The organism is Hymenobacter convexus, assembly GCF_030580955.1.
In the GTDB taxonomy this organism is placed as follows: domain Bacteria; phylum Bacteroidota; class Bacteroidia; order Cytophagales; family Hymenobacteraceae; genus Hymenobacter.
This window is the reverse complement of sequence record NZ_JAUQON010000017.1, coordinates 67994-94182: the sequence shown is the minus strand read 5'-3', so window position 1 is coordinate 94182 and position 26189 is coordinate 67994. Positions and strand designations below refer to the sequence as shown.

The following is a 26189-nucleotide window of genomic DNA, read 5'->3' as shown; positions in this document are numbered from 1 at the left end:
GTTCTTTTACCTGGCAAACTCCCCCACGTGCCACAGCACCCCGGATGGGTCGTGCACGAAGCACTCCTTGCCCCAGTCGAATTTTTTGACCGGCACGAGCTTCACGGCGGGGTAGGCGGCGGGCAGGTTGAGGGCCACCAGCTGCGTCCAGTACTCGTCCACATCCTCTACTTCCAGAAACACCATGGTGTTATCGACCCATTCGGCCAGGTAGTAATCCTGCAGGTAGAAGGCGAAATTGCCGGCCGTGAACACGGAAAGCGTGGGCGACAGCACTCCCTCCCGAAACCCCAGGTCGGCGTAGAATCGCCGCGAAACGTCGAAATTACGGGCCCCGATGAAGGGCCGGATGGACTTGATGGCAGATTTCATGCCTTGAGCGCAAGAGGTTGAGCGCGCAAGTTACCAGATACAATGAGTTACCAAAGGAAGCATTTGACCCCGCTCAACCCATGATGAAATCCCTGCTTCTGCTGCTGCTCGGGCTGCCGCAACTTGCCGCCGCCCAGGGCCCGCCCCAAAACCCGCGCCTCAAGCACGAGCTCGACAGCATCTACGCCGTGGACCAGAAGTGGCGCAGCCTGCTCTTCGACCCGCGCCAGCGCTTCCGGCCCGACTCGGTGGCGCGGGCGCTGGGCGTGACGCGCGAGAGCCTACCCACCTACATTCCGCGCCAGATGATGCGGACGGATTCGGCCAACCAGGTGCGGGTGGGGCAGATTCTGAAGCAGTACGGCTACCCCGGCAAGTCGCTGGTGGGCGAGCCGACCAGCGAGGCCGCGTGGTACGTCATCCAGCATTCCGATGACATTGCCCGCTACCTGCCGCTCATCAAAAAAGCCGCCAACAAAGGCGAATTGCCCTTTTACCTTTACGCCCAGATGCTGGACCGCCAGCTCATGCGCCAGGGCAAAGCCCAGCTTTACGGCACCCAGGCCATGGGCTACAACGTGACGAACCCCGCCACCGGCCGCCGCGAAGGGCAGCGGCCGTTTGTGTGGCCCATCCGCGACGCGGCCGGGGTGAATGCGCGCCGCCAAAAGGCCGGCTTTAAGAATACGGTGGAGCAGAATGCCGCCCTGATGGGCATTCCGTACCGGGTGGTAACTCTGGAAGAAGTTGCCAAAATGCCTAAAAACTAAATCAGACATTAGATTTGAGTAGTGAGTAGCAAGACTTTTTTGTTTTAATAATCTTGCTACTCACTACTCAAATCCAACGACTACCTCATGACCATCCGCTGGCACTGCATCGCCTTTGAATCGTTTCCGCCCCTCATTCTCTACGATGTGCTACGCCTCCGCTCCGAGGTATTTGTGGTGGAACAAAACTGCGCCTTTCAGGACATTGACCGCCAGGACCTGGACGCCTACCACCTGCTGGGCTACAACGAAGCCGGCGAACTGGCCGCCTACGCCCGGCTGTTCGACGCGGGCAAGAGCTACGAGCAGGCCAGCATTGGCCGTGTAATTGTGGCCCAGCCCTACCGCAGCTTCGGTCTGGGCCGCGAGCTGATGCGCCAGGCCCTGCTGCATTCCGATGCCTTATTTGGCCCGCAGCCGAATAAAATCGGCGCCCAGCAGCATTTGGAGGCGTTTTACAACGGCTTCGGCTACGAGCAATGCGGACCGATGTACGTGGAGGACGGCATTCCGCACATCCCGATGTTGCGGCCGGCCTAGACCATTGGCCGAAATCTGCGTATTTCGCACTCCGTTGCCGTTGTTCCGAAACCTGCGCCATGCCTGCCCTCTCTTCTGACCTATTATCCGTTTTCAGTGCGCTGCCCAGCGCCAGCCTGCTGCTTTCGCCCGAATTTGTGATTGAAGCGGCCAGCGACGCCTACCTGGCCGCCACCGGCACTCAGCGGGCCGAGGTGCTGGAGAAGTACGTATTCGACGTATTCCCCGATAACCCCGACGCCCCGGACGCCCATAGCGTACACGACGTGCGCGCTTCGATGGAACAGGTCTTGGCCACGGGCCAGCCGCACGAACTGCCCGTGCAGCCCTACGACACGCCCGACCCCGAGCATCCCGGCCGGTTCATCGAGCGCTACTGGCAGTCCCGCAACGTGCCGGTGCTCGACGAGCAGGGCCGCGTGACGCACCTCATCCACACCGTGGTCGACATCACGAGTCAGACCCGCGATGCCGAGCAGCGGCACGACGCCCAGGTGCGCGAGAAAGCCGCCCGCGAAGCCGCCGAGTGGCAGCGGGGCGAGCTGGCCCGCATTTTTGAGCAGGCCCCGGTGGCCATTGCCACCTACCGCGGCCCCCGGTTCGTGATTGAGCTGGCCAACCCGAAGGTGCTGGAGCTGTGGGACCGCACGCCGGCGCAGGCCATCGGCACGCCGCTGTTTGAACTGCTGCCCGAGATTACCGGCCAGGGCTTCGATGATTTGCTGAACGAGGTGATGGCCACCGGCACGCCCCACGTGGCCAAGGAGATGCACTCCACCATCGTGCGCAACGGCCACCCCGAATCCGTGTACTGGAACTTCGTGTACCTGCCGCTGCGCGAAGACGACGGCACCATTACGGGCGCCATGGTGGTGGCCACCGAAGTGAGCGAGCAGGTGCAGGCCCGCCAGCAAATCCAGCAGCTCAACGACCAGCTCGCGGCCGTGAACCAGGCCCTGCAGGAAAGCAACGCCGAGCTGCTCACCAACCAGGAAGAAGTGCTGAAGGTGCAGCAGCTCCTCGAAGGCAACGTGGCCGAGCGCACCAAACAGCTCGCCACCGCCCTTTCCGATGCCGAGCAGCACCGCACCGCCGTGGCCCAGCAGCAGCGCCTGCTGAGCCAGATTCTGGGGCAGGTGCCGGCCAGCATCGCCACGCTCACCGGGCCGGAGCACCGCTATTCGTTCTTCAACGAGCACTACCAGGAACTGTCCGGCGGGCGCACCCAGTTGGGCCTCAAAGTAGCCGAGGTGTTCCCCGAAGTAGTGGAGCAGGGCTTTATCGACCTGCTCGACCGGGTGTATGCCACGGGTGTGCCCTTCGTGGGCCGCGACACGCCCGCCCAGCTTTACGACCCCACCACGGGCCGCCCCGAAACCCGCTACGTCGACTTCACCTACCAGCCCCTGCTCAGCGACCAGAACCAGACCCTGGGCGTGCTGGCCTTCATTGTGGACGTGACTGACAAGGTGCTGGCGCGGCAGCAGGCCGAGGCCCTGCAGGCGCAGCTACGAGGCGGCGCGCCGGGTGCGACGGCGTAGTTTTCTAGTGGATTATTTGTCATCCTGAGCGCAGCGAAGGACCTTCTCACGCCTGTTTCGACCTAATGGGTACAGGCGTGACAAGGTCCTTCGCTACGCTCAGGATGACAGATATTTAAACTACTTCACCTGTTACACCGCGCAGCCTTCCGGCCCGCAGGCGTCGCCGTCGCCCAGCGAAACCAGGGCCGGCTTGGCGGGCTTGAACTCCTCGTACACCTTCTCCAGCACTTCGGCAAACAGCTCGCTGGGCTGGGCGCCCGACACCGCGTACTTGTCTTCGAACACGAAGAAAGGCACCCCGCGCACGTTGATTTGCTGGGCGTGGTACTCGTCGAGGCGCACGGCTTCGGCGTAGGTACCGGCGGTGAGGGCTTCGCGGCTTTCGGTGGCATCGAGGCCGACTCCCGTGCCGAGTTTCACGAGCGTATCAATGTCGCCGATGTTCTGGCCTTCGAGGTAGTAGGCGGCCATGAGGCGCTCCTTGGTGGCATCCTGCCGGCCGTGGTGCGCGCCGAGGTGGATGAGCTGATGCGCCAGAAAGGTGTTGGCCGGAATGACGTTGTCGAAGTCGTAATTCAGGCCTACTTCCTTGGCCACGCCGGTCATGTAATCGTTCATTTTCTTGCCCTCGGCGGCCGAAACGCCCTTTTTCTTGGCCAGCGACTCGTGGATGCTTTCGCCGGGAATGGGCTGGAAGTCGGGCGTCAGCTCGAAGCTGTGCCACACCACTTCCACCTCGTCGCGGTGCGGGAAGGCCTTGAGGGCATTCTCGAACTTGCGCTTGCCGACGTAGCAGAAGGGGCAAACGACATCGGACCAAATTTCAACTTTCATATTATTGGGAGTTTGGGGGAGCAATGGAAGGAGCTAGAAGAAACTGACAGTGTGAAAAGTTTCGGGAATGGGAATGTAGCCAATAACAGAACGTCATGCTGAGCGCAGCCGAAGCATCTCTACCACGCAATGCAATCCAATCGGCAGTGCTACTAAAGCGGTAGAGATGCTTCGGCTGCGCTCAGCATGACGTTCAACATTTTCCTCAACCACTCGCGTCCCCACAACCTTCGCCCCCAAAGCCCGGTTAAGAACCCCGGCCCCAACGCGGCCACTTCCCCTTCACCAGACCATCACTCCTCATGGAATTTCAAGAACTAGGCAACTCCGGCGTCAGTGTTTCGCGCATCACTTTTGGCAGTTGGGCAGCCGGCGGCTGGATGTGGGGCGGCACCGAGCAGAACGATGCCGTGGGCGCCATCCGGGCCAGCTACGACCTGGGCGTGACCAGCATCGACACGGCGCCGGTGTACGGCATGGGCTTCAGCGAGGAAATTGTGGGCGAGGCCATCAAGGGCCTACCGCGCGACAAGGTTCAGATTTTAACCAAGTTCGGCATGCGCTGGGATTTGGCCAAGGGCGACTTCGCCATGAAAACCAAGGACAACGACGGCCACGACCTCGACGTGTACAAATACGCCGGCCGCGACAGCATCATCAAAGAGTGCGAACTCAGCCTGCGCCGCCTCGGCACCGACTACATCGACCTCTATCAGCAGCACTGGCCCGACGTGACCACCCCGATTGACGAAACCATGGAGGCCCTGAGCCGCCTCATCGAGCAGGGCAAGGTGCGCGCCGGCGGCGTGAGCAACTACTCGGTGGCCCAGATGCAGGAAGCCGAAAAAACCATCAACCTCGCCTCCAACCAGGTACCCTACAGCATGGTGCGGCGCGATATTGAGGCCGATGTGGTACCGTATTGCATCGAAAACAACAAGGCCATTCTGGTGTATAGCCCGTTGCAGCTGGGCCTGCTGACCGGCAAAGTGAAGCCCGGCCAGGAGTTTGCCGAAGGCGACCTGCGCCGGGGCCACCGCCTCTTCACGCCCGAAAACGTGAAGCGCGTGAACGCCGTGCTCAACAAAATCCGCCCGCTGGCCGAAACCAAAAATGCCACCCTCGGCCAGCTCGTGCTGCGCTGGACGCTGGCCCAGCCCGGCATCTCGGTGGCGCTGGTGGGGGCCCGTAACCCCGAGCAGGCCGTGCAAAACGCCCGCGCCATGGATTTCAAGCTCACGTTCGAGGAAGTGGATTTCATCAACAAGCAGTTGCGCGACTTAGCTCCGGCTACCGCCTAGCTGAAGGGCCCGTAGCTCAGCAGCACGTAGAGATGCCAGCCGGCGGCCACGGCCAATGCCGCCGGCCCGGCGTAGCGCCGGGGCCAGCGCGGCGACAGGGCGGCCAGCAAACACAGCACCAGCGGCAGCAACGTGAAGGCGAGTCGCTCGGGGTAGTAGCCCAGCAACGCGAAGAAAAGCACGAAGCTGGCTGCCACCCAGGCCAGGGCGGGCCCGGCAATAGGAGGCAGCAGCGCGGCGGCTGGCTGAGCCCGGATGCGCCAGCGGGTGGCGGCGTACAGTCCGGCCCCGGCCAGCAGCCACAGGCCCATGAGCTGGATGCTAGCGAGGTACTCCAGCAGCTTGCCGCCGACCAGGCCAAGCGCCTCAGAAAGCGGCAGGTGGCGGGCTTCCAGCAGCCACACCAGTTGATGAAACCGCTCGGCTTCGTGATTGTAGTAAGTGGTGCCGACGAGCTCCAGCAGGATAATCCAGGCCAGCGTGGGCAGCCCAAAAAGCGCCGCGCTGAAGGCCGTTTTGCCCAGTTTGGCCGGCCAACCCGCAGTAATACCCGGCTCCTGGTCACTTCCGATTCTTAATATGCCAAATGCCAGCGCCGGCCACGCCAGCACGAAGCTGCCGTACACCAACGGCAGCACACCCAGCCCCAGCGCCAGCCCGCCCAGCCCTACCCACGACAAAGTTGGCCGCAGCCGCAGCCGGATAGCCAGCGTCAGGCAAAACAACGGCACCAGAAACGCAAACATCTGCTGGTGCGCCGTCCAGAAAAAAGCCTTCGTGATAGGGTTGGCCACCAGTACCCAAGTCAGGGCGTACAACTCGCTCCGGCTTCCCTGCCCCGCCGTGAAAACATCGAATAACTGCCGCAACAGCCACAGCGCCAGCAGCAGCACGAGGCCATTGAGCAACACAAAGCCGCTGTAGAAGCCATAGAAAGCCACCTCCTCGGCCGGCCACGGCGGCGTGAGCCCGGCCCGGCCGGCCAGGCCCAGCAGGGCAGTGAGCGGGTAGCCCACGGCCGTGCCTAGCAGCGCATACAGCGGGCGCGACTGCCGCACTTCCTGCGGTAGCAGCAGCTTGCCGGGTGCTTGCGCCACGGCCAGGTAGCCATAGCTGTCGTGGTTCACCACGAAGCCCAGGCCCGGCCCCACGCGGGCATAATGGCCCCAGTATTCGACCTCGGGCGCGCCCTGCGGTGCCGGCGCCAGCCAGAACGACAGGCACGCCGCCAGCATCAGAGCGGCCAGAGCCGCTAGCGGTATTTTCTTGCTGAATGCAGGGGCCATAAGTGGGGCCAAATGTAGGGGCCCAAAGGCCGCAACCACCCGTCGCGGCCCGGAAGTTGCCCGTCGTATTTCGCCCGTATGGCCCGGCGCTGGTAGCTTTGGCCGCGCTTTACGCTTCCCTCCTTCATGGCTCTTGACTATCGCCGGCTGGTTGTCAAAATCGGCTCCAACGTACTTACCCAGGACAACGGACTGCCCGATTTGGCCCGCATCGAACACCTCGTGGGCCAGATTGTGGCGCTCAAAACCCAGGGCCTGGAAGTCATCGTCGTGTCGTCGGGCGCGGTGGCGGCGGGGCGCAGCCTTATCACCGTGCCGGCCCAGGCCGATGCCGTGCGCAGCCGCCAGCTACTGGCCGCTGTGGGCCAGGTGAAGCTCCTGAGCACCTACGCTGAGCTGCTGGGCCGCCGCGGCCTGCTCTGCGCTCAGGTGCTGGTGACGAAGGAAGACTTCCGCGACCGCCAGCACTACCTGAACATGAAAAACTGCTTCCAGGAATTATTGCAGCAGCAGGTCATTCCCATTGTGAATGAGAATGATGTGATATCCGTCACGGAACTCATGTTCACCGACAACGACGAACTGGCCAGCCTCATTGCCGCGCAGCTCGACGCCGACGCGCTGATAATTCTGACCAATGTCGACGGCATTTTCACCGGCGACCCGCGCCTGCCGGAGTCGGAGCTGATTCAGGAAATTGCCCCAACTGATACCGGGTTCGATAATTTCATCACCGCGCAGCGCTCGCAGTTTGGGCGCGGCGGCATGCTCACTAAGTGCCACATGGCGCACAAAGTGGCCAAGCTGGGCATCAGTGTGCACATTGCCAACGGTAAAACCACCGACATCCTGCCCCGGGTGCTGGCCAAAACGGCCGTGAATACCTGGTTCCGGCCCAGCAAAACCGCCTCCAGCAAGAAAAAGTGGCTGGCCCACGCCCAAAGCGCCATTAAAGCCACCGTGCGGGTGAATGCGGGCGTCCGCGCCGCCCTCAGCGCGCCGGGCCGGGCCGTAAGCCTGCTGCCCGTAGGCGTGCTGGCCATCGAAGGCACCTTTCAGAAAGGCGACATTGTGCAGCTTACCGACGAAGCCGGCCAGCCCCTCGGCCTCGGCATCGCCGAATACGGCGCCGACAAAGCCCTCGAACGGCTGGGCCAGCAGCACCAGCGCCCGCTGGTGCATTACGACTATTTGTTTCTTAATCCGGACCTTTAGCAGGTATTTGAACGATGTAGAGACGCGACACTTCGCGTCTCGACGGCCGCGCCGTTCGGGCCAATTATTGTGCAACGCCGAGACGCGAAGTGTCGCGTCTCTACACCTTCAAAATCTCCCCGTGGACCTTACGCCGCTCTTCGAAGCCGCCCGGCAGGCCAGCCGCGAGTTGGCCGCCTTTTCGCCGGCGACCACCGACGCCTTGCTGCGCGACCTGGCCGATGCCACCGTGGCCGAAACGCCGTTTCTGCTGGCTGAAAATGCCCGCGACCTGGCCCGCATGCCCGCCACCGACCCGCGCCACGACCGCCTGCGCCTCACTCCCGAGCGCCTGGCCGGCATGGCCGCCGACCTGCGCACCGTGGCCGGCTTGCCCTCGCCGGTGGGCGAAATCCTGACCCAGAAAACTCTGCCAAACGGCCTGCACCTGAGCAAGGTGCGGGTGCCGCTGGGCGTCATCGGCATCATCTACGAAGCGCGGCCCAATGTCACCTTCGACAGCCTTGCGCTGTGCCTGAAAACCGGCAACGCCTGCCTACTGAAAGGCGGCTCCGATGCTGCTTTTTCCAACGCCGCGCTGCTGGCGGTGGCCGCGCCGGTGCTGGCCCGCCACGGCCTCAGCCCCGCCGTGGCCACGCTGCTGCCGCCCGAGCGCGCCGCCACCGAGGCCCTGCTCACGGCCGTGGGCTACGTCGACGTGGTGATTCCGCGCGGCAGCCAGTCGCTCATCAACTACGTGCGGGAAAATGCCCGCGTGCCCGTCATCGAAACCGGGGCAGGCGTAGTGCATATTTTTTTCGATGAAACCGGCGACCAGTCCACCGGCGCGGCCATCATCGCCAACGCCAAAACCCGCCGCGTGAGCGTGTGCAACGCTCTCGACTGCCTGCTTATTCACCAAAGCCGGCTGGCCGATTTGCCCGACCTGCTGGCCCCGCTGGCCACAGCCGGCGTGCAGCTTTTTGCCGATGCGCCCGCGCTAATGGTCCTGACCGGCCATTACCCGGCGGCCCTGCTGGCTCCCGCCACCGAAGCGCATTTCGGCACTGAGTTTCTGGCCCTGACCATGGCCGTGAAAACCGTGGCCTCTTTGCCCGAAGCCCTGGACCACATCGCGCGCTACGGCTCCAAGCATAGCGAAGCCATCATTTCGGCCGATGCAGCAAACCTCGAAACCTTCCTCAATGCCGTGGACGCCGCCGCCGTGTACGCCAATGCCTCCACCGCTTTCACCGATGGCGGACAGTTTGGGCTGGGCGCCGAAATCGGCATTAGCACCCAAAAGCTGCACGCCCGCGGCCCCATGGGCCTGGAGGAGCTAACGAGCTACAAGTGGCTGGTGCGCGGCACGGGGCAGGTGCGCAATTCGTAACACAGCTTCATAAAAAACGTCATGCCGAGCGCAGCCGAAGCATCTCTGCTGCAATACTATTCCTCTCCTCGCGGCTAGATTACTCTTCGCGGTAGAGATACTTCGGCTAAGCTCAGCATGACGGCCAATTAATTATAAGTTATGCTCACTCCCATCCTTTTCCGCGCCCAGCTGGAGCCGGGCGGCCCTAGCTTTATGCCCACCCAAACCATTGTGGTGCCGGCCGAGGTGCTGGCGGCGCTGGGCGGCAAAAGTGCCAAACGGGTCATCGTCAGCATTCACGGCCAGGAGTTGCGGCTGGGGCTGTTGCTGCTGGAGGGCGGGGGGCGCTACCTCATGCTGAACAAGGACGTGTGCCGCGCCGTGGGCATCGAACTGGGCCAGTGGCTGGACGTAGCCATCGCCCCCGACTCCAACCCCGACCACGTGGACCTGCCCGACGAGCTGGCCGAAGCCCTCGCCGCCTGGCCCGAGGCCGAAGCCGCCTTTCACCGCTACAGCGGCGCCCACCGCCGCGCCATGGCCCGGCTGGTGGACGAGGCCAAACAAGCAGAAACCCGCGCCCGCCGCGCCGTGACACTCACGGAACGACTGGCGCGGGGCCTGCACCCGTTTCGGGGCGACTGATTCAGGGTCAGCCTATTGCTTCTCGATGCGCTGCACCGTGCTGCCCTGCGCCGTGCGCACTTGCAGCAGGCAGAGGCCCGCGGGCACGCCGGCCAGCGGCAGCTCCTGCAGCTGGCCGCCGGCCAGGGTAGCTTTCAGCAGCACCTGGCCGGTGAGGCTCAGCAGGCGGACTTCGCAGGGCGTGGCCGAGGCGGTGCGCAGGTCCAGCGTGAGACGGTCGGTGGCGGGGTTGGGGTAGAAATCGAGGGGCTGATTGGTGGCTTCCACGCCCACCTTCTGCACTTGCGAGTAGGCCGTGGTGCCGTTGAGGTCCACCATCCGCAGGCGGTAGTAGCTTGTGCCGGCCAGCGGCTTGGCGTCGAGGGCGGCGTACACGGTGGCCTGGGTCGAATTGCCCTGTGCGGCCGCTTCGGCCACGGCCGAGAAGGCCTCGCCCGCAGCACTGCGCTCAACCACAAACTTGGCGCTATTGAGTTCCATGGCCGTGGCCCAGCGCAGTTGCACTTTGCCCTTCGCAGCCTGCGCCGTGAACACGGTTAGCTCGACCGGGAGCGGCGTGGTGAGGCAGTAGGTAGTGGCGGCGCCAATGGTGCCGCCCGCCGTATCGAAGCCGTTGGCCGGATGCCCGGCGTCGCAGAACTCCAGTTGGCCCGTGGTGCCAAAAATGCCCGAATTCACCGAGATGCCCGTGGCCGTGATGCTGCCCCGGAGCGGCGCGGCCGGCCCGGTGATGGTCCCGGTATTGGTGAAGTCGCCGGTGACGTCAAAGTTGGCCCGGCCACTGTTGATGGTGCCGGTGTTGGTGAAGGCGCCGCTGGTAGCGCGAATGCGCCCGTAATTGATGATGGTGCCGTTGTTGGTGAACGTGGAAGGCGAGCCGCTGCCCAGCGGCAAATTCAGCACCGCGCCTGCGTTGTTGGTGATGCTGCCCCCGCCGGGCAGCAGCGACGACTGGTTCAGCGACAGCGTGCCGCTGTTGACAAACGCCGTCACCCCGTTCAACCCCAGAAAGGCGTTGAAGCTGGCGGTGGCCCCGGCTTGGTTCGTGAACACGTTAGGGCCGTTGCTGGGGAAGTTGAAGCCGCCCTTTGTCCAGGTGCCGGCGTTGGTGACGGACAGGCGGCCGGAATTGCCGTTGGGCAGGCCGGTCCAGGTAGCGCCCGCGTTGTTGACAATGCTGAGCGTGCCGCTGTAGTCGATTTGCCCGCTCCAGGTGCCGCTGTTGGCAATGGCCGTGGTATAGCCGAGGGCCGACACCACCCCGGTCCAGGTGCCGGAGTTCGAGAACATGAAGGTGGGGTTGCCGGCGGGCATTATCTGGGTGCTCCAGGCGCCCTCGTTGTTCACGGTCAGCGGGCCGCTCACGGTGATGTAAGCGTTCCAGATTCCGCCGCTCTTGTTGTTGATGGTGCCGCCCGGCAAGGGCTGAATTTGCGCCGTCCAGTTGCTGTAGTTGTTGATGACGGGTGCGGCCGTGAAGTTGCTGCCCACATAGCCCGTCCAGGTAACGCCGGTCGTGCCGGCCGCGCTGCCATTGTTGATGGTGGTGACGGCGTTAAGGTAAATCTTCTGGCTCGGGACCGCGCCCAGGTTGTTGAGTACCGTGCCCGACGTGCCACTGTTCACTGTGATGGAGGCATCGGCGCCAATATTGCCGTTATTGGTGATAATCACATTGTTGCCCTGCACGGTAATGCTACCGGCAAAAGTGACGTTGGAATCAATGCTGAGGACATCGCCCGTGTTCAAAACAAAATTGTCGCGCTTCGCGGGGTTGTCCACCGTGAAAACGGTGGCCCAGGCATGGCCTGTCGGAGCAGCCAGGGCCAGCAGCAATGTCGATGCCTTCAGAAGCCGTAATACGGAAGAAACGGAAGCCCGCTGAAAAGAAGTAATGGTTTGCATCATAATAAGAGAAAGCTGAACGCAGCAATGATTTTACAAAGCTAGAGCCTCTTCTGACTGCAATACAATGGCAAAACTTTCTTAAAAGCCTGACTGTCCATTAAATACAAATTACCCTATTTAATGACAGACCAAAGAATTAGTATTTATTGAAAAAATATGAATACCCAAAAGCCCCCGAACGCCGGAGCATTCGGGGGCTTATCAAGGATGATTAGACCTGAGCTAAAGCTGGTTAGTCCTTCAGCACAATGTTGACCACCTTGCCGGGACCATCGACCGTAAATTTGCATTCATCGAAACCGGGCGCGGCCACAGTGGGCCGGATATTATTCGAAAAAGCATAGGGCTCGGTTGGAATTCCAAGGAAATTTTTATCAATTTTATCGTTATTGTTCAAATCCTGGGTAATGGCTACCGCCCATTCGCCGCGGGGAAGCTCTACGGGCAGCGTGAATTCGTTCTTGCCGCCCGGCTTCACCGACTTGGAAAACGCCCACTTGCCGCTTTTCAAAAAGCCCTCGCGGGTGTTGTAGAAATAAAGCCGGACGGCAGCCGTGGTCGATACCAGCGAAGTCACTGTCACCGTCACGGACTGGGGTTCGCTGGGTGCAGCGGCGCTCAGCAGCAGACCACTGATGAACAAGGAGGTGAAGGGCAGCAGGGTCATAAGCAAAGGGGCGTGGCGGTGGAAGTAGGCCGGCAACATGGCTCCTTACGGAAAGAGTTCGATAACAACTGGTTTTGACCGGCAGACCCGGTCAAAACTTTGCAATTTTTACGCGCATTGCGCTACTATTTTGCTAGTATTGCGTATCCGCTCTGCGCTTCCTCCCCTCCCTGCTTTTATGACGTTCCGCCGCCTCCTGCCCCTGGCTTTGCTTACTGCTTTTGCCCTTGGCAGCTGCGAGAAAAACGAGGAGGCCGAGCCCGCCGCCGCCCTGCTCGAAGCCCGCTGGCTGCTGACCAACATTGATGAGTTTCCGGTGGGGGCATCGAGCTATTCGGGCACGGCCCGGTCCTACATCGAGTTTTCATCGCTGGGCAAAAGCACCGTGGGCCTGGGACCGTGCAACAATTTCAGCGGCCGCTTCAGCCTCGGCAGCGGCCAGCAGCTACAGCTTTCGATGCCGATTCCGACCCAGATGCCCTGCCCGGTGCAATCCCTCGAAACCCAATACCTCGAAAACCTGGCCCTGACGGCGCGCTACGAAATCAGCGGCGATGACCTGCGGCTGTACGATGCCGCAAAGGCGGCGCCACGACTGGTGTTCCGGCGGGCAGCGCGGTAGCGGGCACTGCTTGACTAAAAAACAGACACAGAACGTCATGCTGAGCGGAGTCGAAGCATCTCTACTGTGGCAGTAATTATTTACTCTTCGCAGTAGAGATGCTTCGACTCCGCTCAACATGACCGTTGCGACGACTGCCGGCTGCCCCCAACACAACCCCGCCCGCCCAAACCGGGTAAAGGCCCACAGCAAGGCCGCCATCCGGCCCGTATGTTTAGCACATGGAAGGGTTAACGAAGATTGACGACCTCGGCAAGCCGCGCGTGGTGATTGTGGGCGGCGGCTTTGGCGGGCTGGAGCTGGCCAAGGCGCTGGCCCACGCGCCGGTGCAGGTGGTGCTGATTGACAAGCAGAACTACCACACGTTTCAGCCGCTGCTGTATCAGGTAGCATCGGCGGGGCTCGACGAGGGCGACATCGTGTCGCCGTTTCGCAAGATTCTCAACCAGCAGGACAACTTCTACTTCCGGCTGGCCGAGGTGCTGGCCGTGGACCCCACGGCCCAGATTGTGGAAACCAGCATCGGCTGCGTGCGCTACGACTATTTGGTGCTGGCCACCGGCGCCACCACCAACTACTTCGGCGATGAGGTGATGGCCAAAAACGCCATCGCCATCAAGAGCGTGGAAGATGCGCTGGAGCTGCGCAACACCGTGCTTTCCAACTTCGAGCAGGCCTTGCAGCTCGGCGACATGGAGCAGCTCAACAGCCTGTTGGATTTCGTGATTGTGGGCGGCGGCCCCACCGGCGTCGAGATTGCCGGGGCCCTGAGCGAGTTGCGCACCCACGTGTTCCCGAAGGACTACCGCGAAATCGACTTCAAGGAGATGGACATTCACCTGGTGCAGAGCGGGCCGGTACTGCTCAAGGGCATGTCGGCCAACGCCTCGAAGCGGGCGCTGGAGTCGCTGGAGCAGTTTGGGGTGCAGGTGTGGCTCGACGCGCGGGTGAAGTCGTACGACGGCTACACCGTGACGCTGAATACCGGCCAGAAGCTCATTGCGCGCACGCTCATTTGGGCGGCCGGCGTCACGGGCGCGCCCATTCAGGGCCTCGATGCCACCTGCCTGCTGCCCGGCAACCGCTACGCCGTGGACCACTACAACCGCGTGCGGGGCTACGAAAACGTGTTTGCCATCGGCGACATCGCCCTGATGAAAACCGAGCTGTACCCCGACGGCCACCCCATGGTGGCCCAGCCCGCCCTGCAGCAGGGCCGCCGACTGGGCGAAAACCTGCGCCGCGTGCTCACCCACCAACTCATGGAGCCCTTTGAGTACCACGACAAGGGCGCCATGGCCACTATCGGCCGCAACCACGCCGTGGCCGATGTGAAGCTTTTCGGCAAGGAATTTCACCTGCAGGGCCGTTTGGCTTGGCTGGCCTGGAGCGTGGTGCACGTGGTGTCGCTCATCGGCTTCCGCAACCGCCTGATGGTGCTGCTGCAATGGACCTGGAGCTACCTCAGCTACGACAAGGGCCTGCGCTACATCATCGGCAAAACCAAGGCCCCGCTGGTAGAAGCGGACATGGACGAGGGCAAGGCGATAGTGTGAGCAACAACAACGCCCGGCCGAGGGGGCCGGGCGTGGTGCGTTTCAATAGGGCGGCGGGTAGCTCAGGAGCCGGTTTTGTCTTTCGGGAACTTGTCCAGAATGTCCTTGGCGGTTTCCGAAAACTGTTTGCCCAGGCGGGCGGGGTCGTCGACGGGGTCGGCCATGGAGCCGCGCCACACTAGGTTGTTGGTTTTGGCGTCGATGAAGTCGAGCACCAGCGTGCCTTCGCGATACTGCTCGGTGTGGGTGGTTTGGTAGTAGGCCGGCGAGTACCAGTAGCCATAGTTCACGGGCAGCAGGGCGCCGCGGTAGCGCACGGCGTAGGGGTAGGCAAAGCCGGCGGGCGGCGGGTTGGTCACGGTGCGCTCGGCCTGCTCCACGTAGAGGTGGGTGGTGAGGTAAAAATCGGGGTTGCGCTCCACGCGGCGCAGGCCGCGCTGGCTCAACTCGCCCTCAATGGCCTGCTGGATGCGCTCCTGCGCGATGGGGCTGCGCAACAGCGGGTTCTGGTCGCCCTGGGTTTGCACCTCGGTGTCGGCCCAGGCGTAAGTGTGGTAGTTGGCGAAATTGACGCCGGGCTGCTGCTCTACATTCACAGCCGACGAGCAGGCGCTGAGCCACAGCAGCAGCACCGCCCACGCAAACGAATATTTCATCATAAAGAATGAGGGGGAAAGAGAAGGAGATGTTCCAATTTACCGCCGCCATTTGGCAAAGGTTATGGTTGAGCTTTTCGGCGGCCAACGAGCAGCGCACCGGCCACTGAACAACCAGCGGCCGATAAGCCTTCCGGCGCACAGGCCTATTGCATCATCAAATAATTACAAATAATAGATGCCCGAGAACCAGCCATAGCCCAGCGATAAAAATTTTTATCGCCTGATTATCCGGTATAACAATATCGTATTCAACTATTTTTTTAACCACCGGCAAGTACATCCTTCATTCAATCAATCCAGTTTTTGACCTTTGCCGTAGATTTTGCTTTACAATAAGTTTCCTTTAACCAAGAACCGCTATTTATGCATTCTTCCACTACTTCTATTCTGGAGCGCAGTCACGTCACCATTTCCGGTGTTAGCGGCCCCAATAAGCCCACCATCGTTTTCCTGCACGGCCTCGGCGGCGACCAGAGCGATTGGCGCCTCGTGGCCCCGCACTTCGAAGACCAGTACCAGGTCGTGCTCATGGACCTCATCGGGGCCGGCAAATCGGACCAAACCGCCTACCAGCCCACTGCCAAGCACGGCACCCTGGCCGGCCACGCCGATGATTTGCTGGAGGTGCTCAGCGCCCTGGCCCTGCACGACGTGGTGTTCGTGGGCCATTCGGTGGCTTCCATGATTGGGGTGATTGCGGCCGTGCGCGAGCCCGAGCGGTTCTCGAAAATGGTGCTGGTGTCGCCCTCGCCGCGCTTTATCAACGAGCAAGGCTATTCCGGCGGCTTCGAGCAGAAGGACATCAACGAGCTGCTGGCCGCCATGGAAGGCGACTACAACGGCTGGGCCAACGGCTTCGCGCCCGTGATGATGGGCCAGCAGGAAAGCCCCGAACTGGTGATGGGCCTCACCAACAGCTTCGTGCGCACCAACCCCGAAATCGCCAAGCACTTCGCCCGCGTCACGTTCTTCTCCGACACCCGCGCCGAATTGGGTTTTCTCACCATCCCCACGCTCATCGTGCAGTCGGCCCACGACATCATCGCGCCGCTGGCCGTGGGCCACTACATCAACGAGCAGCTGGCCGACAGCCGCATGAAGGTCATCGAAACCGGCGGTCACTGCCCCCACCTCAGTGCCCCCCAGCAAACGCTTTCGGCGATGGACCACTTTCTGCACCACGAAACGGTGCTGTAAAGGGTTAAGAGATAAAAAGGCCGTCATGCTGAGCGCAGCCGAAGCATCTCTACCGCAGCAGTAAATCCCTTTAATTGGATTGCGTTGTGCGGTAGAGATGCTTCGGCTGCGCTCAGCATGACGGCCTTTTTATTTTCTCTCTCCCCACCTACCCTCTCTCCTCCCTCACAGCCGCAGGCTGAACGCCAGCGGCTCAATCAGCCACTGCCCGGTATTGCTCCGATACGTAGCCCGCACGCCCGCCTCTACCGGCGTGCGCAGCCGCAGCACGTTGAACAGCACCAGCGCATCGACGCCCATGTTGCGGTAGTTGAGCTGGGCCGCGAAGCCGCGTGCGTCGTTGCCCTGGGCGATGTCGCCGAAAAAAGCCGCCCGCAGGCGCTGGATGTAGAGCCAGCGCCCCAATTCCCAGTGCGTGAATGCCAGCGGCAGGTTGTAATCGAGGCTGCCCACGGCCAGCCGGTCGAAGCTCACGTAGCCCTCGCCGCGCGGAAACGACACGGCCGGGGCGAAGCGGTACTCCAGCTGGTCCTGCCACTGGTAGCCGCCCCGCAGCCGGATGGCGTGGTTGCGGGCCAGGCCGGGCAGATACAACACCACCTGGGTGCCCCACTGCCGCGCCTGCAGTCCGGTGCCGAAGGGCGTGGTGCGCCAGGTGCCCAGAAAAGTACCGCCCCACTTCGGGGCCACGCTGCGCAGGCTGCGCTTGAGCTGGGTAGCGTAGGCCAAGGTGGTTTGGAGGGCGTTGAGCGGCGCGTTGGGCCCCACTTCGGCGTAGCTGAGCCGGCCCGGCAGGTCGTAGTTGTACACCTGCTCGTGCAGGAAATAAGTACCCAGCGTGAGCGCCTGCAGGTATTTGGAATGGGTGAGGGTGAGCGGCAGGCGCACCCCGGCCGTGAGACGGGCGTACTGCCACTGGTCGCGCAGCACCGCGCCGCGGTACAGCACCGACACATCGCGCCCGCCGTAGGTCACGTCGGCATCCAGCACCGGGTAGCGGCCCTGGTAGCTCACGGCCCCGGTTACGTTGAAGGTGCGCTCCACCTGGTCGTAGCCCAGGCCGGCAAATACCTGCGTGGTATTCAGCAAATCCTGCGAGCGCAGGCCCACGGCCACCGTGTTGCCGCTCGGGCTCTGCACCACGCCGTAGCTGAACAGGTTGAAGGCGTGCGTCAGCGGCGAGTACCGCCGCAGCCCGTAGCGCGGCCCGGCCGAATCGGGCCGGGCCAGCAGTTCCGCCACCCGGGCGCCGGCCGGCTCCTGGGCCGTGAGGGTTTCGGCGTAAGGGCCGGCGGTGTCCTGCGTGGCCACGGGCACGGGCGTCCAGGCAGCGGAATCAAGCGGTATTTCGACCACCCGCGCGCCGGGGGCCCGGTAGTCGTGGAAAGCCAGTGTGCGGCCATCGGGCGCCACGGCCGCGTGGTAAGCTCCAAACGGCCGCGACGTGACGCGGAACGTGCGCCCGGTGCGGGCATTTACAGCATACAGGTTGTCGATGCCGGATTGCGACGAGTTATAAAGCACGAAGTCGCGCCAGGGTTGCGGGTTAGCCAGGTTCAGATTGGCTACGGGCAGAAGGTTGCGGGCCGCGCCAGTAGCGGGGTCGAGGATGGTGATGGTTTTGCCAGCAGCGCTGAGCGTCACGGCCACGAGGCGGCGGCCGTCGGGGTGCCAGCGGGGCTGCTGGTAGAAGTCGTTGCGCGGGTTGGACAGGGTCTGGATTTCGGTCCCGGTCTGGGCATCCAGAATGACGAGGGCGTGGTGGTAAGCCGCGTCGGTACGGGCCGCCACCAGGCGGCGGCCGTCGGGCGAGAGGGCGGCGGCGGTGTAGCGTCGGCCCCGTCCAAGGCGCGTGAGCCGGCCGGTTTGCAAATCCAGCACCTTCAGCTCGGAGGCAATGCGCTGGCCCCACCGAACGTCTTGCTGGTACTCCGGCCACACGGCCTTGCCCCCGTTCACCGACAGCATTTCGGGGATATTCAGCTGGCCAGGCGTGAACACCTTTTGCTCCACGCCGCGTCGGCTCAGGCGCACGAAACGTGGAATGTCGTCGAGACCGGTTTTCAGGGCCAAAACCGTGCTGTCGGTCAGGTATTGCGGGTATTGGTATTGGGTGAAAACAGGGCTTTTCGCTTCCTGCCGCAGCAGTTTTACTTCTGTAAAAGCCGGCTCAGTGGGGCTGGCCGCCGCCCCGTGCTGCCGCATCCACAGCGAATCGACTTCGCTCATGCTGCGCTCGTAGAGCTGCTCCACGCGCAGGCCGGTGGTGCGCTTGATGGCGTTGGAAAACGAAAACGGATAGAACGGAAACCGGTAGTACTGGTCGAACACCCGCGACCAGACGTCGGCGCCGTAGTGCGCTTTCAAATACGACGTCATGAAATAGCCCAGCACGTACCAGTCGGGCACGTTGTCGCGCAGGGAGCCATTCACCGCTTTTTGGTAAGAATAGCGGCGGCCCGACAGCAGATTGGCCCGCAAGCCCACGTTGAAATTGGGAATGCGCCCGCGCCCGCTGCGCGTGAGGGCCGTTTCGGTGCCCACCGCGTCGCCCTCGAAAAACCACTGCGGCACGCCCACGGCGGCCACGCCCAGCGCGCCGTCGCCCAGCAGCGGGCCCAGCACTCGGCCCACGCCCTGCCGCGCTTTCTCAAACTGCCCCACGTGCCGGAACTCGTGTACCACCAGCCCATCGAGCCAATCGACGGTGCCCAGCCCGAAACCCTGCTGCGGCGTGGTGAAGAACTCGGCGTGGCGCGGCAGAAACGTCACGAAGCCGTTGGGCACGGTGGTTTGGTTCTGCAGCACCACCGAAATGGGCCGCGGGCTCACGCCCAGCGTGGCCACATCGGGCCCGTGCAACTGCTCCAAGCGCCCGGCCGTGCGCTGCGCCGCCGTGTCGATGCCCCCCGCATACAGCACCCAGAAGTGCGGCGTGCGCACCTCGCGCCAGCGCAGTTCCGGCGGGTTTTGGGGCAATACGGGCAGGCTTTGGGAGTACGCGGGGCCGGCCGCCAACAGGCCCAGCAGCAGCAATAGACGCATGAGAAGCGGAAACGTGGGGTTGAAATTGGTTGCGAAAGAACGTCATGCCGAGCGTAGCCGAGGCATCTCGCTTGCAATAGCAATTCCAGTCGATTGGTTTACTACTGCACGCGAGATGCCTCGGCTGCGCTCGGCATGACGTTCTTTTCCGTTTCTACGGCCTGACCCGTCGGGAACGATTGCGCAACTATTCCCGCCCCAACCCAACCGCAATACACTCCAAACCACCCAACTTACGCCTCTCAAACTCCTTCATTCCCACCCCTTATGGAACGACGTCAATTTACCCAGCTCACCGGCGCGGCCCTAGCCGGCTCGCTGCTCACCCACAATGCCCTGGCCGAAACCCTGGCCCCCAAGAAGAAGCGCGTGGCCATGGTGGGCACCGGCCACCGCGGCCTGGGCATGTGGGGCACGCCCGTGCTGGCCGAGCACGGCGGCAGCATGGAATTCGTGGGCCTCTGCGACATCAACCCCGGCCGCGTGGCCACCGGCAAGAAGATGCTGGGCGTGAGCTGCCCCACCTACACCGATTTTGACAAGATGATGCGGGAAACCAAACCCGACGTCCTCATCGTGACCACCGTGGATGCCACGCACAACGAATTCATCGTGAAGGGCATGGAATACGGCGCTGACATCGTGACCGAGAAGCCCATGACCACCGACGAGAAGAAGTGCCAGCAGATTCTCGACGCCGAAAAGCGCACCGGCAAGAATGTGAAAGTGACCTTCAACTACCGCTACTCGCCGCACCGCCAGAAGCTGTACGAGCTGCTGCGCTCGGGCGTGATTGGCCGGATTGAAGCCGCCGATTTCCACTGGTACCTCGACGTGTACCACGGCGCCGACTACTTCCGCCGCTGGCACCGCCTGCGCCAGAACAGCGGCTCGCTGCTGGTGCACAAGGCCACCCACCACTTCGACCTGATGAACTGGTGGCTCGAATCGGACCCCGAAGAGGTGTTTGCCTACGGCCGGCTCGATTTCTATGGCAAGAACAACGATTTCCGCTCCACCAACTGCCGGCCCTGCCCGCACAAAGACAAGTGCAAGTTCTACTTCGACATGACCAAGGACAAGCGCCTGATGGCCATTTACGCCGACAACGAAAAGTACGACGGCTATCTGCGCGACGGCTGCGTGTGGAAAGAGGACATCGACATTTTCGACAAAATGGCCGTGCAGATTAAGTACGCCAACAACGTGCAGGTCAGCTACTCGCTCACCACGCACTCGCCCTACGAGGGCTACCGCATTGCCTTCAACGGCACGCTGGGCCGGCTCGAAGCTTGGATTAAGGAGCGCCAGCCCTGGGAGGAAGAGGCGTTTGACGAAATCCAGCTCACCACCAATTTCGGCAAGCGCGAAATCATCCGCATCCCGAACAACGAGGAAGGCCACGGCGGCGGCGACGTGCGCCTGCGCAAGCAAATCTTCGCCAGCGACGGCAAAGACCCCTACCGCCAGGCCGCCGGCACCCGCGACGGGGCCATGGCCTGCCTCGTGGGCATTGCCGCGCGCCACAGCATCGACAGCGGCAAACCAATCAAAATCGGCGACTTAACGTCCATTAAGCCATCAGGTACGCGGGGCGTGTGAACCAATTACTGAAAGAGTTGTTGAGGCTGAAAAATAAATTGATGTATCAACATTAAATGTCGATACATCTGTTAGCTTTGCACTCTCAATTCACCTTTTCAATCCCCAACCGCCATGTCTGAAACCACCGCTTCCGCCGCCACCACCGCCACCAAATGGACGCTGGACCCCACGCACTCCGAAGTGCAGTTCAAAATCAAGCACCTCGTTATTTCCACCGTCACGGGCTCGTTTAAGTCCTTCCAGGGCTCGATGCAGAGCGAGAGTGACGACAACTTTGCCAATGCCCAGGTAGAGTTTTCGCTCGACGTAGACAGCATCGACACCAACCAGGAAATGCGCGACGGCCACCTGAAAGGCGAAGAATTCTTCGACGCGGCCAAATTCCCGACCATCAAGTTCGAGTCGACTTCCTTCGTGAAAGACGGCGACGGCTACAAAATCACCGGCAACCTCACGATGAAAGACGTGACCAAGCCCGTGACCCTGGAGGCCGAATACGGCGGCTCGGCCGTCGATTTCTACGGCAACCATAAGGCCGGCTTCGAGGTAACCGGCAAAATCAACCGCAAGGAATTCGGCCTCACCTGGGGCGGCATCACCGAAGCCGGCGCCATCGTGCTGGGCGACGACGTGAAGCTGATTGCCAACGTGCAGTTTGCCAAGCAAGCGTAATTACCGTAGCGTGGACGCTGCGAGTCCGCGCCTTGCCCGAACGATGCGCGGACTCACAGCGTCCACGCTACAAAAAAGCGGCGGCTTCTTCGGAGGCTGCCGCTTTTTTTGTGCGCGGTGCAACGCGGCGCGGCGGCGGCCGGTCAGGGCTATAATTCCGAAAACCGCCCTTTTCCAGTTCCGCTCATGCTGCGTACTTCTTCCGCTCTTGGCCTGGCCGCACTGCTGGCTGGCTCCCTCCTTGGCTGCAAAAAAGCCAGCCCTACACCTACACCGGACTGTTACCTCCCCGAAATGCCCAGATGCTACAGCGGCACGGTGGTAGCCACCACCTGCAGGCTGGGCGTGTTGGTTAATGTAGACCCGGCTTATCCCATTGGCGCGCGGGCGGTTTCGGTGTACGGCAACCAATTTTTAGGCAGCAACGTGGTATCGGTGGCCAATTCGGGCAGCCTGCGCAACCTGGGTCGCGTGGGCAAGCGCCTCCACTTCACCTACACCAGCACGCAGACCAATCCCGGGATGGCCTGCCTGGCCGCCGACGGCACCACCACGCCCGTGCCCATCGTGACACTCAGCAACGTCTCGACACTGTCCTGCGATTCGGTGCAGGCCAACTAAGTTTTGTTTTCAGCTTTGGTTGTTGCCTGTATACAGTTTGCCAAGCAGGCATGTATTTACCCCTCAGCACTGGCTGGCACTAAAAAAATTGGCGACCCAGACCGGGCCGCCGATTCTTTTAGTGACTGGTGCAACGCAGCTAGCCTAACGGCGGTCAGCGCATTGAAAACCAATCCACTTGCCATGTTGTACAGATTTCTCTTTATGAGCTTGGCTGGGCTGGCGCTGAGCACCTCCCTGAGCTGCCAAAAGCAGAAAAATCCGCCCTGCCTGTCTGGCACCGTCCTACGCGGCAGCTGCGTTGATGGTATGCTGATAGAAGTCGACCCGGCCTTTCCGATTGGCGCGCCTGCGCTGCGGGCGAAAGTGAATTTGGGAAGGAATGTGCCGGGCGATTCCCTCATCGGCAACAACGTTATTGCAATCGTCAATTCCAGCGAATTCAGCCAGATTCTGAATAAGTCATTCGATGGTCAGCGCCTGTATTTCATTTACGAAGACGACCCCAACCGACGGTGGAACGGACTGATGTGCAACAACTTCGACGGCGTGAAAAGCCCGATTCCGCACCTGCTCCTGCGCAACGTGTCGACCACCAGCTGCGAAGAATTGCCTAATTAAAAACCAGCCCGCTACTACGCCGACAGCAGCTCCTTATCGGGCACGCTCTGGTCTTTCAGCGTGGCGTTGCCGCGCTCCTTGCGCATGATGCGCGAGTAGAGGCTGATTTCCTGGTCGAAGATGAAGCGAAAGAACAGTTTGGTGTAGCTGGTGTGGGCCAGCAGCGGCTCGTAGAACTCGGGGGCTAAAGCCTTGATTTTGGGCAGGTTGTTCCACGGAATGCTGGGCATGTCGTGGTGCTCGTTGTGGAAGCCCACGTTGAGGTTGATGCCGTTGAGGCGCCCGTAGTAGGAATAGGTTTCCTGCTCGGGGCTGAGGGTGAGGTAGTGCTCCTGAATCCAACGGGCGCCCAGCGGGTGCAGGCCCACCGAGAACCAGAAGCTCAGGAAGAGGTAGAGCAGCGCCGTCCAGCCGAAGAAGTAAACAATGGCCACGTTGAAGGCCAGCTGGGCCACGATGTTGGCCGCCACATACTTATCGATGGTGGCTACCTCGCGGCAGCGCGCCGTGCGAATGACCTGAAACAGCGGGAAGAAAAACAGCCAGATGGCCTTCCCGATGCTGTAATTGTGAATCAGTTTGGCCTCGTACCAGTCGGGCAGGTCGGCGTCGAGCTCGTGCACGCCCTGGAAAACGTGGTGCTTGATGTGAAAATTCTTGAAGCTGATGGCCGTGGGAAATACCGACGGAAAATTGGCCAGAATGCCGGTGGCTACGTTCTGCCACAACTTCTTGAAAACCAGGTTGTGCGCCGCTTCGTGAATAACCACAAACAGCGTGTGCGAGAAAAACGCCCCCACCAGATACGCCACCGGAATGGTCCAGTACCAGGCCTGATTGCGCAGCAGGTATGCCAGCGCCACCTGAGCCACCACGCAGCCCGCGCCGATGAGGAAGGTGGTGGGGTTGCGCGTCATCAGCTGCTTCACCTCGGGGTGGGCTTTGATGATTTGGCGGGTGCGCACGCGGTGCGGCTCGGTGGCCGTGGCCACGGTGAAAGCGGTAGGAGCTGATGCCATAAAGAACTGGAAGCGGGCGCGGCGTTAAGAAGCAGCGCCTAGGCTTTCAGACAAAAATACAGCAAATTGGTTCAGCTTGGCCGCCGGGCCGCCGGGCCGCCGGGCTTAGGGCAGGCTGCGCAGCCATGCCTCGGCGTCTTCGAGCTGGCCGAATAGTTTGATTTCGAACTGGTCGCTGATGCGCTGGTGCAGGTCCTGCATCGAAAGCTGGCCGAAGATGCCTGGCGAAAGCACCTGGGCAAAGTAGCGCAGGCCGGCCTGCATGATGCGCGGCGTCCAGACCTGGGCAATCCACTCATTGGCCCCGGTGAAGCGGCCCACCAGCTCGCGGTGGTCGTTCAGAAGCTTGGGGCAGGGCTCGGCGCGCAGCATGTCGACGTAGGCCAGGCCGCCGGTCTGGATGGTTTCCAGCGTTTGCACGCCCGACCACTGGGCGTGAATCCAGCCGTTGGCGCGGTCGCGGGTGGCGGTGAGAAACACGTGGCCATCGGGCCGGCGGAAAGTCAGCGTATCAGCAGAAGTCACAGGGGGAGCAAAAGCGCTTTTTCGAAAAAAACGCCCGTGGGGTTACATCTGCCGCAGCCAGGCTTTGGCGGTGTCGATGTCGTCGAAGGTCGCAACCACCGGGCTGCTGCCCGTGAATTGCAAGGTGAGGTCGGTGGAGAGGCGGCTGTAGACGTTGGGCGAATACACCCAGGCAAAATGCCGCAGCCCGGCCTCGGCCATGGAAGGAAACCAGACTTTGCCGGCCCATTCGGCGGCTTCGCTCCACATGCTGGTCACGCCGGTATTGTCGTTCAGCACTTTGTGGCAGCGCTGCAGCTGCATCAGGCGGTGCATTTCGTACCCGCCCTGCTGCACGGAGGCCAGGTCCTGGTCGCCGTGCCAGTCGGCGAGCAGCCATTCCTCCAGATGGTCGTAGCTAATGGTGATATGAGAGGTGTCGAGTAAGGTTTGTAAGGACATAGCGGCAATAGGAGGACAGTGCGGCGTACTACGGTAAATACGTAGCGAAGGATATCACAAGGGCCCAAATTTATAAGCCGAACCCCTTCAACAACTCTTTTCTAACCAATTTAAGCCTCTTTAACCCCGCCCGAATAAATACGTAGGCTGTTAGGCAGCACCCCGTAATACCGGCCGAAATCCGCTGTTTTTCAACCGTTGGCTCCGGTTTCTGGTTTAGCTTATGCCGCTGGTGCTCGCAAGCCGGATGCCGCCCAATTTCGTATAGCCTTGCGCAGGGCTGCGGCCGAGGTGTAAGGCTGCAGGGGCTCACGCGTCTACCTCTCCGAAACCCGCCGTTACGGCCTTTCCGACTTCAACATTTCCCATGAAAAACCGACTGAAATCTTTTGCCAGTGTGAGTTTGCTGGCCTTTGTGTTTGCCTGTGGCTCGCAGCCCGCGGCCGAGGCCCAGAACCCGCCGCGCTCCACGGCCGGCTTTGCCCCCGCCAACCTCACGGGGCTGGCCATGGCCACGTTTGCCGGCGGCTGCTTTTGGGCGCAGGAAGAGGCTTTTGAGCAAATCAAGGGCGTGAAGCAGGTGGTGAGCGGCTACGCCGGCGGCACCAAGGCCAACCCCACCTACGAGGAAGTGGCCGACAAAACCACCGGCCACACCGAAACGGTGCAGATTTATTACGACCCCAAAGTCATCAGCTACCAGAAGCTGGCCGACATCTTCTTCACCGCCTCGCACGACCCCACCCAGCTCAACCGCCAGGGCAACGACGTGGGGCCGGAGTACCGCTCGGCCGCTTTCTACCGCACGCCCGAGGAGAAGAAAATTCTGGAAGCCACCATTGCCCGCGTGAACGCCTCGAAGCAGTACGATGGCAAGATTGTGACCGAAGTAGTGCCGTTCCAGAAGTTCTGGCCGGCCGAGGATTACCACCAGGGCTACTACCGCCTGCACCCCGAAAACCCCTACATCACCCACGTATCGGCCGCCAAGGTGGAGCACGTGCAGAAAGCGTTTCGGAAGGATTTGAAAAACCCGCTGTAGCGGCCGAAAACACCTGTTTTGCTACTTCATTGAAAAGCCCTGACCAAATCGGTCGGGGCTTTTTGATAGGGGCTGTTTTAGCACGGTCAGGGCCTTATCTTTGATGATGGAAGCGGCATAAACCGGCT

The 26189-nt window shown here is 61.8% G+C and carries 25 protein-coding genes; 15 read left to right on the top strand and 10 right to left on the bottom strand.

Translation table 11 applies throughout. The annotated features are described in order from the left end of the window. Positions 1-6 precede the first annotated feature (6 nt). Positions 7-372 carry a glyoxalase gene (locus Q4S41_RS24140; protein ID WP_305033689.1) on the bottom strand — a complete coding sequence of 122 codons (366 nt, stop codon included), beginning with the start codon at positions 370-372 and terminating at the stop codon, positions 7-9. Between the two features lie 80 nt (positions 373-452). On the opposite strand from Q4S41_RS24140, the gene Q4S41_RS24135 reads away from it, so the two are divergent. From Q4S41_RS24135 to Q4S41_RS24125, 3 genes are all read left to right on the top strand, one after another. Beyond that, a complete protein-coding gene (locus Q4S41_RS24135) occupies positions 453-1142 on the top strand; it encodes a DUF6624 domain-containing protein (RefSeq protein ID WP_305033688.1) in 690 nt (229 codons plus the stop codon). A gap of 87 nt (positions 1143-1229) precedes the next feature. Beyond that, the gene (locus Q4S41_RS24130; protein ID WP_305033687.1) at positions 1230-1682 is read left to right on the top strand and encodes a GNAT family N-acetyltransferase; all 453 of its coding nucleotides are present in this window, start codon (positions 1230-1232) and stop codon (positions 1680-1682) included. Positions 1683-1741: 59 nt separating this feature from the next. Further along, entirely contained in the window at positions 1742-3223 is a 1482-nt protein-coding gene (locus tag Q4S41_RS24125; protein ID WP_305033686.1) for a PAS domain-containing protein, read from the top strand. 132 nt (positions 3224-3355) lie between these two features. Here Q4S41_RS24125 and Q4S41_RS24120 read toward each other — a convergent pair whose 3' ends face one another. Beyond that, the gene (locus Q4S41_RS24120; RefSeq protein ID WP_305033685.1) at positions 3356-4060 is read right to left on the bottom strand and encodes a DsbA family oxidoreductase; all 705 of its coding nucleotides are present in this window, start codon (positions 4058-4060) and stop codon (positions 3356-3358) included. A 302-nt stretch (positions 4061-4362) separates the two neighbouring features. Between Q4S41_RS24120 and Q4S41_RS24115 the strand changes: the two genes are divergently transcribed. Beyond that, the gene (locus Q4S41_RS24115; RefSeq protein WP_305033684.1) at positions 4363-5361 is read left to right on the top strand and encodes an aldo/keto reductase; all 999 of its coding nucleotides are present in this window, start codon (positions 4363-4365) and stop codon (positions 5359-5361) included. Here the strand turns inward: Q4S41_RS24115 and Q4S41_RS24110 are convergent. Then, positions 5358-6647: a hypothetical protein gene (locus Q4S41_RS24110; RefSeq protein ID WP_305033683.1), complete on the bottom strand. Its 1290-nt coding sequence runs from the start codon at positions 6645-6647 to the stop codon at positions 5358-5360. The two genes, Q4S41_RS24115 and Q4S41_RS24110, sit on opposite strands and share 4 nt — an antisense overlap. Before the next feature lie 126 nt (positions 6648-6773). Here Q4S41_RS24110 and proB point away from each other — a divergent pair, with 126 nt between their 5' ends. From proB to Q4S41_RS24095, 3 genes are all read left to right on the top strand, one after another. Then, positions 6774-7862, top strand: coding sequence for a glutamate 5-kinase (gene proB / locus Q4S41_RS24105; RefSeq protein WP_305033682.1), 1089 nt, complete (start codon positions 6774-6776; stop codon positions 7860-7862). Between the two features lie 121 nt (positions 7863-7983). Beyond that, complete coding sequence (locus tag Q4S41_RS24100) at positions 7984-9234, top strand: glutamate-5-semialdehyde dehydrogenase (RefSeq protein ID WP_305033681.1); 1251 nt, start codon at positions 7984-7986, stop codon at positions 9232-9234. A gap of 141 nt (positions 9235-9375) precedes the next feature. Continuing rightward, positions 9376-9861, top strand: a complete 486-nt coding sequence (locus tag Q4S41_RS24095; protein WP_305033680.1) for a YdeI/OmpD-associated family protein — start codon at positions 9376-9378, stop codon at positions 9859-9861. Between the two features lie 12 nt (positions 9862-9873). On the opposite strand, the gene Q4S41_RS24090 is transcribed toward Q4S41_RS24095, so the two are convergent. Both Q4S41_RS24090 and Q4S41_RS24085 read right to left on the bottom strand, forming a co-directional pair. Next, positions 9874-11769 carry a T9SS type A sorting domain-containing protein gene (locus tag Q4S41_RS24090; protein ID WP_305033679.1) on the bottom strand — a complete coding sequence of 632 codons (1896 nt, stop codon included), beginning with the start codon at positions 11767-11769 and terminating at the stop codon, positions 9874-9876. Between the two features lie 232 nt (positions 11770-12001). After that, a complete protein-coding gene (locus Q4S41_RS24085; protein ID WP_305033678.1) occupies positions 12002-12436 on the bottom strand; it encodes a DUF2141 domain-containing protein in 435 nt (144 codons plus the stop codon). A gap of 178 nt (positions 12437-12614) precedes the next feature. Here Q4S41_RS24085 and Q4S41_RS24080 point away from each other — a divergent pair, with 178 nt between their 5' ends. Beyond that, the gene (locus tag Q4S41_RS24080; protein WP_305033677.1) at positions 12615-13058 is read left to right on the top strand and encodes an META domain-containing protein; all 444 of its coding nucleotides are present in this window, start codon (positions 12615-12617) and stop codon (positions 13056-13058) included. 221 nt (positions 13059-13279) lie between these two features. After that, positions 13280-14614, top strand: coding sequence for an NAD(P)/FAD-dependent oxidoreductase (locus tag Q4S41_RS24075; RefSeq protein ID WP_305033676.1), 1335 nt, complete (start codon positions 13280-13282; stop codon positions 14612-14614). Positions 14615-14676: 62 nt separating this feature from the next. Here the strand turns inward: Q4S41_RS24075 and Q4S41_RS24070 are convergent, their stop codons facing one another. Next, entirely contained in the window at positions 14677-15273 is a 597-nt protein-coding gene (locus Q4S41_RS24070) for a DUF4136 domain-containing protein (protein ID WP_305033675.1), read from the bottom strand. Between the two features lie 363 nt (positions 15274-15636). Between Q4S41_RS24070 and Q4S41_RS24065 the strand changes: the two genes are divergently transcribed. After that, the gene (locus Q4S41_RS24065) at positions 15637-16470 is read left to right on the top strand and encodes an alpha/beta fold hydrolase (RefSeq protein WP_305033674.1); all 834 of its coding nucleotides are present in this window, start codon (positions 15637-15639) and stop codon (positions 16468-16470) included. A 165-nt stretch (positions 16471-16635) separates the two neighbouring features. On the opposite strand, the gene Q4S41_RS24060 is transcribed toward Q4S41_RS24065, so the two are convergent. Beyond that, positions 16636-19515 (bottom strand): hypothetical protein, encoded by a 2880-nt coding sequence (locus tag Q4S41_RS24060; RefSeq protein WP_305033673.1) that lies wholly within the window; start codon positions 19513-19515, stop codon positions 16636-16638. 267 nt (positions 19516-19782) lie between these two features. Between Q4S41_RS24060 and Q4S41_RS24055 the strand changes: the two genes are divergently transcribed. From Q4S41_RS24055 to Q4S41_RS24040, 4 genes are all read left to right on the top strand, one after another. Then, positions 19783-21117: a Gfo/Idh/MocA family protein gene (locus Q4S41_RS24055; protein WP_305033672.1), complete on the top strand. Its 1335-nt coding sequence runs from the start codon at positions 19783-19785 to the stop codon at positions 21115-21117. A gap of 114 nt (positions 21118-21231) precedes the next feature. Continuing rightward, a complete protein-coding gene (locus Q4S41_RS24050) occupies positions 21232-21792 on the top strand; it encodes a YceI family protein (protein ID WP_305033671.1) in 561 nt (186 codons plus the stop codon). 294 nt (positions 21793-22086) lie between these two features. Continuing rightward, positions 22087-22413: a hypothetical protein gene (locus tag Q4S41_RS24045; RefSeq protein WP_305033670.1), complete on the top strand. Its 327-nt coding sequence runs from the start codon at positions 22087-22089 to the stop codon at positions 22411-22413. Positions 22414-22596: 183 nt separating this feature from the next. After that, entirely contained in the window at positions 22597-23034 is a 438-nt protein-coding gene (locus Q4S41_RS24040) for a hypothetical protein (RefSeq protein ID WP_305033669.1), read from the top strand. 14 nt (positions 23035-23048) lie between these two features. Here Q4S41_RS24040 and Q4S41_RS24035 read toward each other — a convergent pair whose 3' ends face one another. From Q4S41_RS24035 to Q4S41_RS24025, 3 genes are all read right to left on the bottom strand, one after another. Further along, the gene (locus tag Q4S41_RS24035) at positions 23049-24053 is read right to left on the bottom strand and encodes a fatty acid desaturase (RefSeq protein WP_305033668.1); all 1005 of its coding nucleotides are present in this window, start codon (positions 24051-24053) and stop codon (positions 23049-23051) included. Between the two features lie 105 nt (positions 24054-24158). Further along, positions 24159-24578 carry a hypothetical protein gene (locus Q4S41_RS24030; protein WP_305033667.1) on the bottom strand — a complete coding sequence of 140 codons (420 nt, stop codon included), beginning with the start codon at positions 24576-24578 and terminating at the stop codon, positions 24159-24161. A 42-nt stretch (positions 24579-24620) separates the two neighbouring features. Next, complete coding sequence (locus tag Q4S41_RS24025) at positions 24621-25019, bottom strand: hypothetical protein (protein ID WP_305033666.1); 399 nt, start codon at positions 25017-25019, stop codon at positions 24621-24623. 367 nt (positions 25020-25386) lie between these two features. Here Q4S41_RS24025 and msrA point away from each other — a divergent pair, with 367 nt between their 5' ends. Continuing rightward, the gene (gene msrA, locus Q4S41_RS24020) at positions 25387-26061 is read left to right on the top strand and encodes a peptide-methionine (S)-S-oxide reductase MsrA (RefSeq protein ID WP_305033665.1); all 675 of its coding nucleotides are present in this window, start codon (positions 25387-25389) and stop codon (positions 26059-26061) included. Positions 26062-26189: the final 128 nt, after the last annotated feature.

Bases quoted from the DNA above. Each gene is read 5' to 3' on its own strand.
- Q4S41_RS24140 (WP_305033689.1), bottom strand. From the start codon at position 372: ATGAAATCTGCCATCAAGTCCATCCGGCCCTTCATCGGGGCCCGTAAT.
- Q4S41_RS24135 (WP_305033688.1), top strand. From the start codon at position 453: ATGATGAAATCCCTGCTTCTGCTGCTGCTCGGGCTGCCGCAACTTGCC.
- Q4S41_RS24130 (WP_305033687.1), top strand. From the start codon at position 1,230: ATGACCATCCGCTGGCACTGCATCGCCTTTGAATCGTTTCCGCCCCTC.
- Q4S41_RS24125 (WP_305033686.1), top strand. From the start codon at position 1,742: ATGCCTGCCCTCTCTTCTGACCTATTATCCGTTTTCAGTGCGCTGCCC.
- Q4S41_RS24120 (WP_305033685.1), bottom strand. From the start codon at position 4,060: ATGAAAGTTGAAATTTGGTCCGATGTCGTTTGCCCCTTCTGCTACGTC.
- Q4S41_RS24115 (WP_305033684.1), top strand. From the start codon at position 4,363: ATGGAATTTCAAGAACTAGGCAACTCCGGCGTCAGTGTTTCGCGCATC.
- Q4S41_RS24110 (WP_305033683.1), bottom strand. From the start codon at position 6,647: ATGGCCCCTGCATTCAGCAAGAAAATACCGCTAGCGGCTCTGGCCGCT.
- proB (WP_305033682.1), top strand. From the start codon at position 6,774: ATGGCTCTTGACTATCGCCGGCTGGTTGTCAAAATCGGCTCCAACGTA.
- Q4S41_RS24095 (WP_305033680.1), top strand. From the start codon at position 9,376: ATGCTCACTCCCATCCTTTTCCGCGCCCAGCTGGAGCCGGGCGGCCCT.
- Q4S41_RS24090 (WP_305033679.1), bottom strand. From the start codon at position 11,769: ATGATGCAAACCATTACTTCTTTTCAGCGGGCTTCCGTTTCTTCCGTA.
- Q4S41_RS24085 (WP_305033678.1), bottom strand. From the start codon at position 12,436: ATGACCCTGCTGCCCTTCACCTCCTTGTTCATCAGTGGTCTGCTGCTG.
- Q4S41_RS24080 (WP_305033677.1), top strand. From the start codon at position 12,615: ATGACGTTCCGCCGCCTCCTGCCCCTGGCTTTGCTTACTGCTTTTGCC.
- Q4S41_RS24075 (WP_305033676.1), top strand. From the start codon at position 13,280: ATGGAAGGGTTAACGAAGATTGACGACCTCGGCAAGCCGCGCGTGGTG.
- Q4S41_RS24070 (WP_305033675.1), bottom strand. From the start codon at position 15,273: ATGATGAAATATTCGTTTGCGTGGGCGGTGCTGCTGCTGTGGCTCAGC.
- Q4S41_RS24065 (WP_305033674.1), top strand. From the start codon at position 15,637: ATGCATTCTTCCACTACTTCTATTCTGGAGCGCAGTCACGTCACCATT.
- Q4S41_RS24060 (WP_305033673.1), bottom strand. From the start codon at position 19,515: ATGCGTCTATTGCTGCTGCTGGGCCTGTTGGCGGCCGGCCCCGCGTAC.
- Q4S41_RS24055 (WP_305033672.1), top strand. From the start codon at position 19,783: ATGGAACGACGTCAATTTACCCAGCTCACCGGCGCGGCCCTAGCCGGC.
- Q4S41_RS24050 (WP_305033671.1), top strand. From the start codon at position 21,232: ATGTCTGAAACCACCGCTTCCGCCGCCACCACCGCCACCAAATGGACG.
- Q4S41_RS24045 (WP_305033670.1), top strand. From the start codon at position 22,087: ATGCCCAGATGCTACAGCGGCACGGTGGTAGCCACCACCTGCAGGCTG.
- Q4S41_RS24040 (WP_305033669.1), top strand. From the start codon at position 22,597: ATGTTGTACAGATTTCTCTTTATGAGCTTGGCTGGGCTGGCGCTGAGC.
- Q4S41_RS24035 (WP_305033668.1), bottom strand. From the start codon at position 24,053: ATGGCATCAGCTCCTACCGCTTTCACCGTGGCCACGGCCACCGAGCCG.
- Q4S41_RS24025 (WP_305033666.1), bottom strand. From the start codon at position 25,019: ATGTCCTTACAAACCTTACTCGACACCTCTCATATCACCATTAGCTAC.
- msrA (WP_305033665.1), top strand. From the start codon at position 25,387: ATGAAAAACCGACTGAAATCTTTTGCCAGTGTGAGTTTGCTGGCCTTT.